This window comes from Vicinamibacteria bacterium (assembly GCA_035570235.1).
Classification (GTDB): Bacteria; Acidobacteriota; Vicinamibacteria; order Fen-336; family Fen-336; genus DATMML01.
On sequence record DATMML010000103.1, the window covers coordinates 106,101 to 120,119 of the forward strand.

The window sequence follows — 14,019 nt, forward strand, 5'->3', positions numbered from 1 at the left end:
AAGGCAGGCAACACATGGCGCACAAGAAGGGGCAGGGCTCGAGCCGCAACGGGCGCGACAGCAATTCGCAGCGCCTGGGCGTGAAGCGATTCGGCGGTGAGCAGGTGAAGAGCGGCACGATCATCATCCGTCAGCACGGCACCACGTGGAAGCCGGGGAAGAATGTGGGGCTGGCCAAGGACCACACCCTCTTCGCGCTTTTGGAGGGGGTCGTGAAGTTCGAGGACCACGGCTCCCGCGGGCAAAGGGTGAGCGTGCTCCCGGCCGCGAGTTAGTTCTTAGGCCACCCCCAAAGGGGCGGCCCATCCATGTTCGTCGACCAAGTCAAAATCTTCGTCAAGGGGGGAGACGGGGGGCGCGGCTGCTCCAGCTTCCGACGGGAGCCCTATGTTCCCAAGGGCGGTCCCGACGGCGGCGTGGGCGGGGGGGGAGGCGACGTCGTCCTCCTAGCCGTCTCCCACCAGAACACGCTTCTCCCCCTGCGCTACCACACGGAGTTCCGGGCCGAGCGCGGAGGGCATGGCGGCTCCGGGAACCGGACCGGCCGGCGAGGGGAGGACCTGCTGGTTTCCGTTCCCCCCGGGACCTCGGCCCGCCAGGAGGACACCGGCGAGCGCCTGGGCGAGGTCCTGCGCGACGGGGAGCGCCTGCTTCTGGCCCGGGGCGGGAGGGGGGGCCGCGGCAACCGGTCGTACCTCTCGAACCGCAACAAGGCGCCCCGCGAGGCGGAGCCCGGCCAGCCGGGGGAGGAGCGCTGGCTGATCCTGGACCTGAGCCTGATCGCCGACGTGGGGCTCCTGGGGGTGCCCAACGCGGGCAAGTCCACCCTGCTCTCGCGCATCTCCGCGGCCCGGCCCAAGGTGGCGGATTACCCCTTCACCACCCTCACCCCCGTGCTGGGCGTGGTGGAGGTGGAGGAGGCCAGCTTCGTGGTGGCGGACATCCCGGGCATCCTGGAAGGGGCGCACGCGGGGGCAGGCCTGGGCTTGCGCTTCCTGCGCCACGTGGAGCGCACGCGGGTGCTCTTGCATGTGGTGGACGCCTCCGGCACCAGCGGCCGCGATCCCGTGGCCGACCTCCGCACCGTGCGCGATGAGGTGCGCGCCTGGGACCCCGCGCTCCTCACCCGCCCGCAGCTCCTGGTCGCGACCAAGCGCGACGCGGTGACGGAGCCCGACCCCCTGCCCGCCCTCCTCGAGGAGGCCCGCGGCCTGGGGATGGAGGTCGTGCCCGTGTCCGCGGTCACGGGGGCGGGGCTCCTGGAGCTGAAGCGGGCGCTCGCCCGTCGGGTGGAGATGGCGCGGACGACACCCGTGGACGCTCTCGTGGAGCGCGCTTGAGGATCGGTTTCATGGGCGGGACCTTCGATCCCATCCATCTCGGACACCTGCGGGCGGCGGAAAATGCGCGGGAGGGTCTGGGCCTCGACCAGGTCGCCTTTGTGCCCGCCCGCATCCCACCCCATCGAGACCGCCCCCTCTCGCCCGCCCTCGATCGCTTCGCCATGGTCGCCCTGGCCACCGCTGGCCATCCCCACTTCGTACCCTCCGACCTCGAGCTCGAGCGGGAGGGGCCGAGCTACACCGTGGACACCCTGGCCGCCTTGCGGGCCGGACGGCCGGACGACGCTCTCGTGGTGATCGTGGGCAGCGACACGTTCCCGGAGATGCGCACCTGGAAGGAGTCGGAGCGGCTGTTCGCGCTCTGCGCCGTGGCGGTGGTGGGCCGGCCGGGCGAGGGCGGGGAGCAAGCACCCCCCCTCCCGGAGGTCCGGGGCGTCGAGCGGGTCGAGGGCCCCGGCCTGGCCATCTCGTCCACCGCCATAAGGGAGCGCGTCCGGCGGGGGCTCTCCGTCCGCTACCTGGTCCCGGACGCGGTCGCGGACTACATCGCCAAGCGGGGGCTCTACTCTTGATCAACGCCCTCAAGGTCGCCGCGCACTCCGCCCTGGGCAAGAAAGCGGAGGACGTGGTCGTGCTCGACCTCCGGCGCGGGGCCGCGTTCACGGATTACTTCCTGCTCGCCTCGGGAACGAGCCAGAGGCAGATCCTGGCCATCGCGGACGCGGTCCTGGAGGCGCTGCGCGGGGAGGGCTATCGCCCCGACCACATGGAGGGATACCCGCGCCAGGAATGGATCCTGCTCGACTACTCGGCGTTCGTGGTTCACATCTTCACCCCCCGCATGCGGAGCTTCTACGACCTGGAGCGGCTCTGGGGGGGGGCCACCCGGGTGGAGATAGCGGGATGAGCCCGGCCTCGCTGCGCGAGGGCTTGACCGGGGTGGTGGCGGAGTCCCCCGCCATGCGCGAGCTCCTGCCCGTGATCCTGCGGCTGGCCGAGGCCAAGAGCGCGGTCCTCCTCGAAGGGGAGAGCGGCACCGGCAAGGACCTGGTCGCCCATTGGCTGCACTACGCCGGGGCCCGCCGCGACGGCCCCCTCATCAAGGTCCACTGCCCCTCGATTCCGGAGGACCTCCTGGAGTCGGAGCTGTTTGGCCACGAGCGGGGGGCCTTCACGGACGCCAAGCAGGCCAAGCTGGGCAAGATCGAGATGGCGGCGGGGGGGACCCTCTACTTCGACCAGGCCCAGGAGCTCTCCATGGCGCTGCAGGCCAAGCTCCTGCGGGTGGTGGAGGAGAGGTCCTTCGAGCGACTGGGGGGAACGCGCACCATCGAGGTGGACGTGCGCGTCGTGTCCTCCTCCAGCGTGGACCTGCGGGAGGCGGTGGGGGCCGGACGCTTCCGGGAGGACCTCTTTCACCGTCTGAACGTCGTCCCCTTGAAGCTGCCCCCTTTGCGCAACCGGCGGGAGGACATCCGGCCCCTGGCCGAGCTCTTCCTGCTCCGCGAGAGGGAGAGGGGGACGACCAAAGCCAAAGACTTCGACCCCGAGGCGGCGCAGGCCCTCCGGGGCTACCTGTGGCCCGGCAACGTGCGTGAGCTGCGGTCGGTGGTGGAACGGGCCGCCCTGTATTCGGCGGGAGAGGCGATCCTGCCCGCGGCCCTGCCTGGATTCATCCTCGAGCAGCCCTCGACCCTGTGGGCGGGGCGGGACCGCCGCCCCTCCCTGAAAGACGTGCAGCAGGCCTACATCCGTTACGTGCTGGACCAGGTGGGGGGCAGCCAGACCCGCGCCGCCGCCATCCTGGGCATCAGCCGCAAGGCGCTCTGGGAGAAACGTCGACGCTTTGGGATCCCTTAAGGAATGACAATGGAACAAAAGAAGCTCAAGCTCTTCCGGGACAAGCTGGTCCAAAAAAAGCAGGACATCCTGGAGGCGTACAACAAGAACAAGACCTACGGCAAGGAAGCCGACGAGGAGGGGGCCCAGGACATCGCCGACAAGGCCTCGAACTCCTATACCAAGGAATTCCTGTTCAGCCTGTCCAACACGGAGCGGGACCTCTTGCGGATGGTCGACGAGGCTCTGGGCCGCATCGACGGCCGCCGGTTTGGGTACTGCGTCTCATGTGAGGACGAGATGAACCAAAAGCGGCTGGACGCCGTGCCCTGGGCCCGCCACTGCCTGCCCTGTCAGGAGAAGCAGGAGCAGGGGCTGCTGTGAGGCGGCGGTGAGCCTGCTCTCCGCGGGCACCGCCCGCCGCCTGGTGGAGCCGGTCCTGGCCGTGGTCTTCCCTTCCCTCTGCCGGGTCTGCACGGAGCCCCTCGCGCTCCGGGGGGGCCCGCTCTGCGATCCGTGTTGGCAGGCGCTGCCCCGCCACCGCGGCCCCACGTGCGCCTGCGGAATGGCCGGCCGGGGCACCCCTTGCGGGCGCTGTCGGCGCGGCCTCCAGCCCCTGGCCGCGGGGGCCAGCCTGGGCCCCTACGAGGGCGGGCTTCGCGCTCTGGTCCACGAGCTTTCCGACCGGGGGCGACCCCGGTTAGCGGCGCGGCTGGCGGAAACGCTCCTCGCGGACGGGGCCGCGCGTCGGGTGCTGTCCACGGGGGGCCTCCTCGTGCCCATCCCCCTCCACCCGCGGCGCCGGCGCGAGCGGGGCTTCAGCCCGTCCGCGCTTTTGGCCCGCGAGCTGGCGCGGCGCAGCGGCCTGCCCTGCTCGGAGGAGGCCCTGGTGCGGCGCCTGGACACCCCGCCCCCGGCCGGCCTCTCCGCGGCCCGGCGACGGAAGGACATGGCCCTGGCCTTCGCGGTGAGGCGGCGGACAAAGATCGCGGGGCGGGTGGTCGTCCTCGTGGACGACGTGCTCGCCACCGGGGCCACTGCCCGGGCCTGCGCGAGGGCTCTGCGGGCCGCGGGCGCGGCCGAGGTCCGACTCTTGACGGTGGCGAGGGTCGCTTAGGGGTCTACGAGGGGAGGACGTCTTGAAAGAGCGGAGCCGAGGGAAGCGGGCGGGGACCGTGGGGGCGCTGGGGCTGCTGCTGCTGGCCGCGCCCGCCGGGGCCTGGGGTCCTATCGGAGAGCGGTTGGTGATCGCGCGGGCCGTCGACACCCTGCCCAAACCGTTGAACAAGTTCTACAAGGACCATCGGCTAGAGATGCCCTCCCTCGCCCCGGACAGCCGGCCGGGGCCGAGGACGCCGGACCGCCGCTTCGAGGTGGACCGGCTGCTGCCCTTCCCCTTCCTCGAGCTGCCCCGAACGGAGAAGGGCCTGCAGGAGAAGTTCGGGGAGGATGTGTCGGCCAAGGTGGGCCGCCTGCCCTGGCTCATTCAAGAATCCTACGCGCGGCTCTTGGAGGCGTTCCGCTCTCGGGACAAGGGTCAGATCCTGACCGAGTCCGACACCCTGGCCGGGCTCGTGGCCGACCTCAACAACCCGCTCTCCCTGACCGAGAACTCCGACGGCCAGAAGACCGGTCAGAACGGCCTGGGGGCCCGGTTCTCGGAGCGCTCGCTGGAGGCCTGGCAGACCCGGCTCGGCCTGAACCCGGAGACGGCCGTCTTTCTCGACGACCCCAAGCAGTACGTCTTTTCCATCATCAACGGGACCTACATCTGGCTGGACAACCTCCTCTACCAGGAGGAGCTGGCCCGCCGGGGGAAGGCGGGATACACGGAAATCTACTACGAGGACTTGGAGCGCCGCGTGGGGCCCATCACCAAGGAGCGCCTGAGCCGCGCGGCCTCGGATGCGGGGAGCTACTGGTACACGGCTTGGACGCAGGCCGGACGCCCCGAGCTCAAGTAAGGGAAGGGCGCGGCCTCCGCGCGGTTTGACCGTCCCCGAGCATGTCATTATCATCGGAGAATCACGGCGGTTCTCCCGGTACACTTTCACGGAACGAGGCCCTTGGACGAGGGAATGGTGTCCCCTTCCGACGCTGAGCTCATCGAGCGCTGCCTCCGGAAGGACAACTCGGCGTGGGACCAGGTCGTCGCCCGTTTCCGGCGGAAGATCTTCCACATCGCCTACAAGTTCACCGGGAAACACGACGAGGCGGAGGACCTGACCCAGGAGATCTTCTTCAAGGTCTTCAAGAGCCTGGACAAGTTCAACCGCGACGCCGACTTCTCCACTTGGCTGAGCAGCGTGGCCCGCAACTATTGCATCGACCACTATCGCGCGAGCAAGCGGGAGCGCGAGGTGCTGGTCGAGGACCTGGTGGCCTTCGACCTCGCCCCCGCCTCCTCCGGCAACCCTCATCGGGCCCTCGAGGACCAGGACCGGCGCAGCTTTCTCCGCCGGGGACTGGACATGCTCCCCGACAAGCTGAGGGAGGCGGTCGTGCTGCGGGACCTGCAGGGCCTGAGCTACCAGGAGATGGCGGACCGCCTGGAACTGCCGGAGGGGACCGTGAAGAGCCGCATCAACCGCGGACGCGAGGAGCTCTCCCGCCTCCTGCTCCGGGCCCAGCAGCCGTTGCGGGGGAAGAGGGGCCGGGTGGCCGCGCGCAGAGGTCCGGAGGTGAGGTGATGCAGCTCGCAGTGGAGGAACGCGGTGACGTCCGGATCGTCCGGGTGCAGGAGGCTAAGCTGACCTACCCGGTCCTATCCTCCTTCTTCAGCGAGGTCCGCCAGCTCGTGGACGGGGGGATCCGCAAGGTGGTGATCGACCTGGGGGCGGTGAGCTACATCGACAGCGCTTCCATCGGCTGCCTCATGGACATCCACCGCCTGCTCCAGGAGAAGACGGGGGCGGTGAAGCTGGCCGGCCTGCAGCCGCGGGTGGAGACCATGATCTCCATGACGGGGGTGCACAAGATCATCGACATCCGCCGGGAAGTGGCGGAGGCCTTGAGCTCATTCGGGATCAAGAAGGGGCGGGGTAAGAGCGATGCGTAGGGTGCGCCTCACCACCGGTCACGAACTGAGCCTGGATGGTGATCTCCTCGGGATCCTGGAGGCCCTCTACCGGGAGGTTACCCTGAAGCACCAGCTCCGGGTCAGCTTCGAGGACATGATGCGCGAGATCGAGGGGCTGGTGGCCCAGATGGACGAGGAGGAGCGCAAGCGCTACCTTGTCGAGAGCCTGTTCCTGAACTCGGTGACCTACGAGAACGAGATGCTGGACGCTTACATGCGGAAGCTCACCGCCGCCAAGAAGAAGGGGCGGGGGGGACGCGCCGCCGGGAGGTCCCTGTGAGAAGAGCGTTGACCGCGGTGGCGGTGGTCCTGCTGGTCTCGTCCGCGTGGGCGCAAGACAAGGGGGCAAAGGGGGAGGCCGCCCCCAAGGGGCCCAAGATCCGGGTGGAGCCGACCACGTTCGATTTCGGCAAGGCCCTGCCCAACAAGACGCTGGACAAGGAGTTCAGCCTCCGCAACTTCGGGAACGAGGATCTGGTGATCGAGAACGTCTCCACCACCTGCGGGTGCACGGCCGCCCTCATGGACAGCAAGGTGGTCAAGCCCGGCGGCACCACCCCCCTGCGCGTCTCCCTGCAGACCCGCGAGTACTCGGGAAAGGTGGAGCGCACGATCCTGGTGCGCTCCAACGACCCCACCACCGCCCTCCTCGAGATCAAGGTCCAGGTAACGGTCGTCCCGGCCACGAAGTAGGGGCTCGCAGCCGTCCCGCTGATCTGACCTTCCTCCCGGTCACCGCCCGCGCGAGCTTCTCCCCGCGGTTCAGAACCAGCACGGGGGCGCGCCCCCTCAGCTCGAGCAATCGGAGCCCTCGGCCAAGAGCTCCTCGATGCGGGCGGCCATCTTGCGTCCGCTCTCCTCGCCCAGGTGGACCTCCCCGACCGTCACCCCACGAATGGTGCCGCAGCGATCCACGAGATAGATCGCCGGCCAATACTCGTTGCCGAGCGCACGCCAGTACCGGAGATCGTTGTCCAGGAGGTGAGAGAAGTCGAGCTTGTGCTCGCTCACGTGCGCCGCGACGGCGGCCCGGACATGCTCGTAGGGGAACTCGGGAGAATGAATTCCCACGACGGTAAGGCCGCGCGACCCATAGCGACCAAGCGCATCCCTGACCCAGGGAATCGTGCGGGTGCAGTTGATTCAGCCGAATGTCCAGACGTCAAGCAGGACCACTCGGCCGCGCAACTCGCGGATGCTCACCGGGGTTCCGACCCAATGCTTGGGGTCCAGGGTCGGGAACTCGGGTACGTCACGGCGGGCCGGCCCGGCATGGAGGAGCAGAGCGCTCAGAGCCAGGGTGACGGCGGTGGCACTCATCTTTAGCATTCCCGGCTCCAAGAAATCCTAAGCCGTCCTGTCCATGAGTCCGTGGTGGACCGAGCTCTGTTCCCGCGAGCAGCCGAGGCTCGGGTCGGAAGCAATGTCCCGAGAGATCCCCCTCTTGCGAGCCTCGGCTACTGTAGCACCGCGAAGGCTTGACTCAAGGCTTCGAGTCGTCCGTCGGATACTTAGCGGACGGCCACACCTGAGCAGAGAGGAGGAGTGCAGACGGGCGGGACAACGGAAGGAGCCGGCTCAGGCCTCGGAGGGCCGGAAGGAGAGGGCGGGCGCGCCCGGCGCGTCAAGAGCCGCGATGTCGGGGCTCGCCTCCAGCGCGAAGGCATCGGGCGTGGCCAGAAGCTTTCGCGCCACCGCCGCGTGCAGCGCATGGCCGGCCTTCACGGCCTCCAGGTGCCCCACGATGGGGTGGCCGAGGAGCGCCAGGTCCCCCACCGCGTCCAGCACCTTGTGCCGGACGAACTCGTCCTCGAAGCGCAGCTTGTTGTTGAGAACGCCGGTCTCCCCGATCACCACCGCATTTTCCAGGCTCCCTCCGAGGGCCAGACCGTTCTTGCGCATGGCCTCCACGTCGCGGAGGAAGCCGAAGGTCCGGGCAGGGGCCACACTGTCCACGAAGTTCCGGGGCGTGATCCTCACGGAGACGGCCTGGTGCCGCAACAAGGGGTGGTCGAAGCCGATGGTATAGCTCACGTTGAAGTGAGCGGAGGGGGAGAGGCGGGCTCTCTTGTTTCCCCGGATCACCTCCACCGGCTTCAGGATCTTGAGGTAGCGACGGGGCGCGGCCAAAGGCTTGAGCCCGGCTTCATGGATGAGGATCACGAAGGGCGCGGCGCTGCCGTCCAGGATGGGGATCTCGGGACCATCCACTTCCACAATCGCGTCGTCCACGCCCAGGGCGTAGAGGGCGGAGAGCAGGTGCTCCACGGTGTCGACGGAGACCCCGTCCCGGCTCAAGGTGGTGGCGTGGTCCTGCCGGGAGAGGCAGGCGAGACTGGCCGGAATCTCCACATCCACGTCGGTGCGGTGGAAGCGGATGCCGTGCTCGGCGGGGGCAGGGCGCAGACGAAGGCGGACGGCACGGCCCGAGTGGAGGCCGATCCCGGTGCAGCCAACGTCGCGCTTCAGTGTTCGCCGATAGGCCATGCTGTTGTTTCGGTCGTAGCCTCGATCCAGCCGCTGATCTGACGAAAAGGGTGCAATGCCGATGCCACGAGGATTTCACCGCCAAGTGCCTCATTATCAACACTATTGACCGCCGTTCGTGACCTCCGGGCCACGGTTGCCGGGCCACGTTGTGGCTCGCCGACCACAGGAGGTCTCGTCAAAAGCCCGGCCCGCCCGTCCCGGCGTGAGCGCGGTGGGCCCCCGAGTCCAAGATCTCGCCGATCTCGGAGATCGCCCGGCGGATCTCGTCGTCGGTCGTATAGAAGTGGGGCGAGAGCCGGATGCCCGCCCCCGGTCGGTAGTCCACGAGGATCTCCCTCTGGAGCAGCTCGCGCGTGACGGCCTCCGCGGCGGGCACATCCAGGACGACCATGCCTCCCCGCTCCTTTGCCTGGGCGGGGGTGCGGGCAGCAAGTCCCCGCTCCCGCGCGACGTCGAGCAGGAGCTGGACCTGGCGCAGGGACTTGCTCCGAATCGAGTCCACCCCAACCGCGCTCACGATCTCGTAGCCGGCCTCGGCCGCGTAGAGCGCGGGCACGGGCGGTGTTCCTTGCATGAAGCGGCTGCTGTCGGCGGAGTACGCGATGGGGCCCGGCTCGAAGGCGAAGGGCCGCGCATGCGCCGCCCATCCCGTAAGCCGCGGCTCCAGGGAGGACCGCAGGTGCGGGGCCACGTACAGGTAGCCCGCCCCGGGGCCGCCGCACAGCCACTTCACGGAACCCCCGGTGGCGAAGTCGACTTCCCAGGCGGTCACGTCCACGGGCACGGTGCCCGCCGACTGGTAGACGTCCGCCACCACCAGCGCCCCCACCTCGTGGGCCCGGCGAGTGATCGCGGCCACGTCCTGGACGAAAGCGCTCTTAAAGAGCACATGGGAGATGGGGACGAGGAGCGTGTGCTCGTCGATGGCGGCCAGCAGGCGGTCGAGGGGGACGGTGATGCCGTCCTCGCTCTTCACGGTCTCGATCCGCGCCCCCTGGGCGCGCTGGGCCTCGTAGACGTACATGACGGAGGGGAAGTTGAGCTCGTCGTAGACGATCTTGTTGCGGGGGCCTTGAAAATCGAAGCAGGAGAGGATGACGGCCTGGGCCAGGGAAACGTTGGGGAGCATCACCACCGAGCCCGGGGGCGCGCCGAGCAGGCGTCCCAGGGTGTCGCCAAGCTCCAAGGGCATGTGCCACCAGCCCTCCGCCCAGGCGCGCACCCCGCGCGTGGCCCACGCGTCGGCGTAGGCGGCCAGCCGATCCGCCGCTCCTCGGGGCATCGCCCCCAGGGAGTGGCTCACCAGATAGACGGATCGCTCCAGGATCGGGAACTCGCGCCGCCAGGCCAGCAGGGGATCCGCCGAAGGGAGGGGGAGGCTCTCCGTCATCGGCCCGGGGTCTCGAGCATTCCCCGCAGGTAGCGTCCAGTGTGGCTCTTGCGCGAGAGCGCCACCGCTTCCGGGCTGCCCTCCGCCACCACTCGCCCCCCCTCCTCCCCCGCCTCCGGGCCCAGGTCGATCACGTGGTCCGCGCTCTTGATCACGTCGAGGTTGTGCTCGATGACGACCACGGTGTTGCCCGTCTCGATGAGGCGCCCGAGCACGTGCAGGAGCTTCCGGATGTCGTCGAAATGCAGGCCGGTCGTGGGTTCGTCCAGGATGTAGAGGGTGCGCCCGGTCTCCCGCCGGCCCAGCTCCCGGGCCAGCTTCACGCGCTGGGCCTCTCCCCCCGAGAGCGTGCTCGCGCTCTGGCCGAGGCGGATGTAGCCGAGCCCCACGTCGATCAGGGTCACGAGCAGGCGGTTGAGGCGGGGATGGGCGGCCAGCACGGGTTGGGCTTCGTCCACCGTCATGTCCAGGATGTCGGCCACGCTGCGGCCTCGGTAGAGGACCTCGAGGGTCTCCCGGTTGTAGCGACGGCCCCGGCAGGCCTCGCACTCCACGTAGACGTCGGGCAGGAAGTGCATCTCGATCGTGCGCACCCCATCCCCCTGGCAGCTCTCGCAGCGTCCGCCCCGGACGTTGAACGAGAACCGCCCCGGCTTGTAGCCGCGGGCCCGGGCCTCGGGCACCAGGCTGAACAGCTCGCGGATGAAAGCGAAGGCCCCGGTGTAGGTGGCGGGGTTGCTGCGGGGGGTGCGTCCGATCGGGCTCTGGTCGATGGCGATGACCTTGTCGATGGCCTCCGCCCCTTCGAGGTCGCGGTGCCGGCCCGGCTCCGCGGATGCTCCGTAGAGCCGCCGAGCCAGCGCGCGGTAGAGGATGTCGTCCACGAGGGTGGACTTGCCGGAGCCGGACACGCCGCTGACCGCGGTCAGGACGCCCAGGGGGATGGCGACGTCGATGTCGCGCAGGTTGTGGGCGCGGGCGCCCAGGATGCGGAGCCAGCCGCGCGGGGTCCGGCGCACGGCGGGGACGGGAATCATCAGCTCCCGGCGCAGGTAGCGTCCGGTCAGGCTCCCGTCGATGGAGGCCGGAGGGCCGGCGTACATGAGCCGACCACCCAGGCTGCCCGCCCCCTCCCCCAGGTCCAGCACGTAGTCGGCGGCGCGGATCGTCTCCTCGTCGTGCTCGACCACCACTACGGTGTTGCCGAGGTCGCGGATGGACTTCAGGGTCTCGATGAGTCGAAGGTTGTCGCGCTGGTGGAGCCCGACCGAGGGCTCGTCCAGGACGTAGAGGATCCCCTGCATGCGGGCGCCGATCTGGGTGGCCAGCCGGATGCGGTGGGCCTCACCCCCGGAAAGGGTGGTGGTGGAGCGGTCCAGGGTCAGATAGCCGAGGCCCACGGCCTCCAGGAACTGAAGCCGGGTGGTTATCTCGTGGAGCAGCCGGTCGGCCACCGGCCTCTCCCGCTCCGGGAACTCGAGGGCGGCGAGGGCAGGAAGGGCGGCTTGCACGGGCAGCCGTACATAGTCCGCCACCGAGCGGCCGCCCAGACGCACGGCCAGGCTCTCCGGCCGCAGGCGCGCCCCCTTGCAGGCGGGGCACGTCTCCTCCGTCAAATAGGGGCGCAGGTCTTCGAAGGCCTCGCTGCCTTCCCGGGCCTCGGGCTCCTCCCCCCCCGTGGGATCCACCCTCAGCAGGGACTCCACCCGCCGCCGCAGGTAGGCCACCGCCCCCGGAAAGCCCTGGCCATCCCCGTTCAGCAGGATGTCCCGCGCCCGACGGGGTAGCTCTCCCACCGGCACCTCGAGGGAGAAGCCGTGACGCTCCGCCACCTCCTCCAGGGCCTCGCGGACCAAGCGGGGGCCGTGGCGCTGCCAGGGTTGGACCGCCCCCTCCAGCAGGCTCTTCGACTCGTCGGGAATGACCTTGGCGGGGTCCACCGCCCAGCGCAGGCCAAGGCCGTCGCAGGCGGGGCAGGCCCCGTAGCCACTGTTGAAGGAGAAGGCGCGGGGGGAGAGCTCGGGGACCGAGATGTCGCACCTCACGCAAGCCATGCGACGGCTGTAGAGGCGCTCCCGGCCTCCCTCGAAGGACACCAGCACCACGTCGCGGGCGAGGTCGAGGGCCCGGTCCAGGCTCGCCCGCAGGCGCTTCTCGATCCCGGGCCGGACCACGACCTTGTCCACGAGGACGTCGATCCGGTGGTTTCGGCGTGGTTCGAGGACCACGGGTTGGGAGAGGTCGCAGGCCCGGCCGTCGATGCGGGCCCGCAAGTGGCCGAGGGCGCCCAGCTCGGAGAGCTCCTTCTTGAAGGCCCCTTTCCGCCCCCGCACCACGGGAGCGAGCACGGCCACCGGCGTCCCCTCCGGGTAGCGCAGGAGCCGCTCCAGAATCTGCTCCGTGGTCTGGGAGGTGATGGCCTCGCCGCAGCGCGGGCAATGCGGCTTGCCGAGGGCGGAGAAGAGCACCCGCAGGTGGTCGTACACCTCCGTCACCGTACCCACCGTGGAGCGGGGATGGCTGACCGTCGTGCGCTGCTCGATGGCGATGGCGGGGGAGAGGCCGGAGACCGACTCCACCTCCGGCTTCTCCATCTGCTCCAGGAATTGACGGGCGTAGGCGGAAAGGCTCTCTACATAGCGCCTTTGACCCTCGGCGTAGAGGGTGTCGAAGGCCAGGCTGCTCTTGCCGGAGCCCGAGGGGCCGGTAATCACGACCAGGCTGTTCCGGGGAAGGTCGCAGTCCACCCCTTTCAGGTTGTGGACCCGCGCGCCCCGGATTGCGATCGGCTCCTCGGAGCCCTTCACCGATCGCGACCCAGGGCAGCCGGTTGCGCCCGCAGAGGCTCGCTCTTGGACCTGAGTCGGCGCCGGTTCGTAGCGCGGTCGCATACCGACTCGCCCACATGACGGGCGCTACGGCGAGGAGGGCGGGACGTAACGCCCGTGGAGCGACCTGACCCCCGCCAAGGCTCTCGCGGACGCCGTGGGAAGCGTGAACGGCACGTCGAGGACGCCGACTCCGATCTGGGCTGCTCCATTGGGCTCAGGCCAATAGGAGATTCTAACAGATCCCGCTGCCGGGCCTTCGGTCGGTCCGGAGCAAGGACCCGACGACGGGCCTTCGCGATGCGCCCGCGCCGAGCGCGTCGCCCCCAGGGAGAGCCCCGGCCCCCGGGGTCCGCCCCGGATCTCCCTTTGCGCCAGGACCTTAGCGGCGGCCACACCCTGGCGGACACCCTCAGGCAACCGCGCTCAGGCAACCGCACGTTGCGCCGGGCGGTTTTTCGTGTTATTTTTCCGGGCTTTGTACCCGAGCCCCTTGCCCCGAAGGGAGGCGGTGGGATGCCCGACAGGAAGGCGGCCTTGGCGGACCGACGTTTCGGCCAGGCCCTCGAGATCTACGAAAAAGCGGTCAAGGCCCTGGGTCGGAAGGATTACGACCGGGCCCTTGAGCTGTTTGACAGCCTGCTCGAGTCGCACCCCGAGGAGCGGGATCTCCTGGAGCGCGCCCGGGCCTACCGGGTGGTATGCGCGCGGGCCCGGGAGAAGCGGCCCTCATTCCGCCCCAAGGGCTTCGAAGACCTCCTGAACTACGGCGTCTTCCTGCACAACCGCGGGGAGTTCGAGGAGGCGATCAAGTTCCTGCAGCAGGCGGCGGAGATCCACCCCCGCAACGAGCACGTGCTTTACTGCCTGGCCGCCGCTTCCGCCCGGTCGGGGGACACCGCGGGGGCCCTCAAGTTCCTGCGCTCCGCCATCGCGGTAGGCCCGGCCAACCGCGCCCAGGCCCGCAGCGACTCGGACTTCGACCCCATACGTGAGGACACGGAGTTCATCGCGCTCGTCCACACCGCGGCCTCCTGATCGGGCTCCCAC

Annotated in this window: 18 protein-coding genes; 13 read left to right on the forward strand and 5 right to left on the reverse strand. The window is 69.5% G+C overall.

The genetic code is table 11. The features are described 5' to 3' along the window. Positions 1-14: 14 nt before the first annotated feature. From rpmA to VN461_19475, 12 genes are all read left to right on the forward strand, one after another. Entirely contained in the window at positions 15-275 is a 261-nt protein-coding gene (gene rpmA / locus VN461_19420) for a 50S ribosomal protein L27 (protein HXB56942.1), read from the forward strand. A gap of 33 nt (positions 276-308) precedes the next feature. Then, entirely contained in the window at positions 309-1,340 is a 1,032-nt protein-coding gene (gene obgE, locus VN461_19425; GenBank protein HXB56943.1) for a GTPase ObgE, read from the forward strand. Beyond that, positions 1,337-1,915, forward strand: a complete 579-nt coding sequence (gene nadD / locus VN461_19430; GenBank protein HXB56944.1) for a nicotinate-nucleotide adenylyltransferase — start codon at positions 1,337-1,339, stop codon at positions 1,913-1,915. Before obgE ends, nadD begins: the two co-directional genes overlap by 4 nt. Next, positions 1,912-2,250 carry a ribosome silencing factor gene (gene rsfS / locus VN461_19435; protein HXB56945.1) on the forward strand — a complete coding sequence of 113 codons (339 nt, stop codon included), beginning with the start codon at positions 1,912-1,914 and terminating at the stop codon, positions 2,248-2,250. The genes nadD and rsfS overlap by 4 nt, the downstream gene beginning before the upstream one ends. Continuing rightward, entirely contained in the window at positions 2,247-3,203 is a 957-nt protein-coding gene (locus tag VN461_19440; protein HXB56946.1) for a sigma-54 dependent transcriptional regulator, read from the forward strand. Before rsfS ends, VN461_19440 begins: the two co-directional genes overlap by 4 nt. A 3-nt stretch (positions 3,204-3,206) precedes the next feature. Continuing rightward, positions 3,207-3,566: a TraR/DksA family transcriptional regulator gene (locus tag VN461_19445; protein ID HXB56947.1), complete on the forward strand. Its 360-nt coding sequence runs from the start codon at positions 3,207-3,209 to the stop codon at positions 3,564-3,566. Between the two features lie 7 nt (positions 3,567-3,573). Beyond that, positions 3,574-4,299: a phosphoribosyltransferase family protein gene (locus VN461_19450; GenBank protein HXB56948.1), complete on the forward strand. Its 726-nt coding sequence runs from the start codon at positions 3,574-3,576 to the stop codon at positions 4,297-4,299. Between the two features lie 22 nt (positions 4,300-4,321). Next, positions 4,322-5,146 (forward strand): hypothetical protein, encoded by an 825-nt coding sequence (locus VN461_19455; protein ID HXB56949.1) that lies wholly within the window; start codon positions 4,322-4,324, stop codon positions 5,144-5,146. 114 nt (positions 5,147-5,260) lie between these two features. Continuing rightward, positions 5,261-5,872, forward strand: coding sequence for an RNA polymerase sigma factor (locus VN461_19460; GenBank protein HXB56950.1), 612 nt, complete (start codon positions 5,261-5,263; stop codon positions 5,870-5,872). Next, positions 5,872-6,240 carry an STAS domain-containing protein gene (locus VN461_19465; GenBank protein ID HXB56951.1) on the forward strand — a complete coding sequence of 123 codons (369 nt, stop codon included), beginning with the start codon at positions 5,872-5,874 and terminating at the stop codon, positions 6,238-6,240. Before VN461_19460 ends, VN461_19465 begins: the two co-directional genes overlap by 1 nt. Beyond that, on the forward strand, positions 6,233-6,541 hold the full coding sequence (locus tag VN461_19470) for a hypothetical protein (GenBank protein ID HXB56952.1): 309 nt from the start codon (positions 6,233-6,235) through the stop codon (positions 6,539-6,541). The genes VN461_19465 and VN461_19470 overlap by 8 nt, the downstream gene beginning before the upstream one ends. Beyond that, on the forward strand, positions 6,538-6,954 hold the full coding sequence (locus tag VN461_19475; protein ID HXB56953.1) for a DUF1573 domain-containing protein: 417 nt from the start codon (positions 6,538-6,540) through the stop codon (positions 6,952-6,954). The genes VN461_19470 and VN461_19475 overlap by 4 nt, the downstream gene beginning before the upstream one ends. A 96-nt stretch (positions 6,955-7,050) precedes the next feature. Here VN461_19475 and VN461_19480 read toward each other — a convergent pair whose 3' ends face one another. The 5 genes from VN461_19480 to uvrA all read right to left on the reverse strand — a co-directional run bounded on the left by VN461_19480 (position 7,051) and on the right by uvrA (position 12,948). After that, positions 7,051-7,332 (reverse strand): hypothetical protein, encoded by a 282-nt coding sequence (locus VN461_19480; GenBank protein ID HXB56954.1) that lies wholly within the window; start codon positions 7,330-7,332, stop codon positions 7,051-7,053. 72 nt (positions 7,333-7,404) lie between these two features. Further along, on the reverse strand, positions 7,405-7,590 hold the full coding sequence (locus VN461_19485) for a hypothetical protein (GenBank protein HXB56955.1): 186 nt from the start codon (positions 7,588-7,590) through the stop codon (positions 7,405-7,407). A 249-nt stretch (positions 7,591-7,839) separates the two neighbouring features. Continuing rightward, positions 7,840-8,748, reverse strand: a complete 909-nt coding sequence (lpxC, locus tag VN461_19490; GenBank protein HXB56956.1) for a UDP-3-O-acyl-N-acetylglucosamine deacetylase — start codon at positions 8,746-8,748, stop codon at positions 7,840-7,842. Between the two features lie 178 nt (positions 8,749-8,926). After that, entirely contained in the window at positions 8,927-10,141 is a 1,215-nt protein-coding gene (locus VN461_19495) for an aminotransferase class V-fold PLP-dependent enzyme (GenBank protein HXB56957.1), read from the reverse strand. Further along, entirely contained in the window at positions 10,138-12,948 is a 2,811-nt protein-coding gene (gene uvrA, locus VN461_19500; GenBank protein ID HXB56958.1) for an excinuclease ABC subunit UvrA, read from the reverse strand. The genes VN461_19495 and uvrA overlap by 4 nt, the downstream gene beginning before the upstream one ends. Positions 12,949-13,485: 537 nt before the next feature. Here uvrA and VN461_19505 point away from each other — a divergent pair. Next, positions 13,486-14,007 carry a tetratricopeptide repeat protein gene (locus VN461_19505; GenBank protein ID HXB56959.1) on the forward strand — a complete coding sequence of 174 codons (522 nt, stop codon included), beginning with the start codon at positions 13,486-13,488 and terminating at the stop codon, positions 14,005-14,007. Positions 14,008-14,019: the final 12 nt, after the last annotated feature.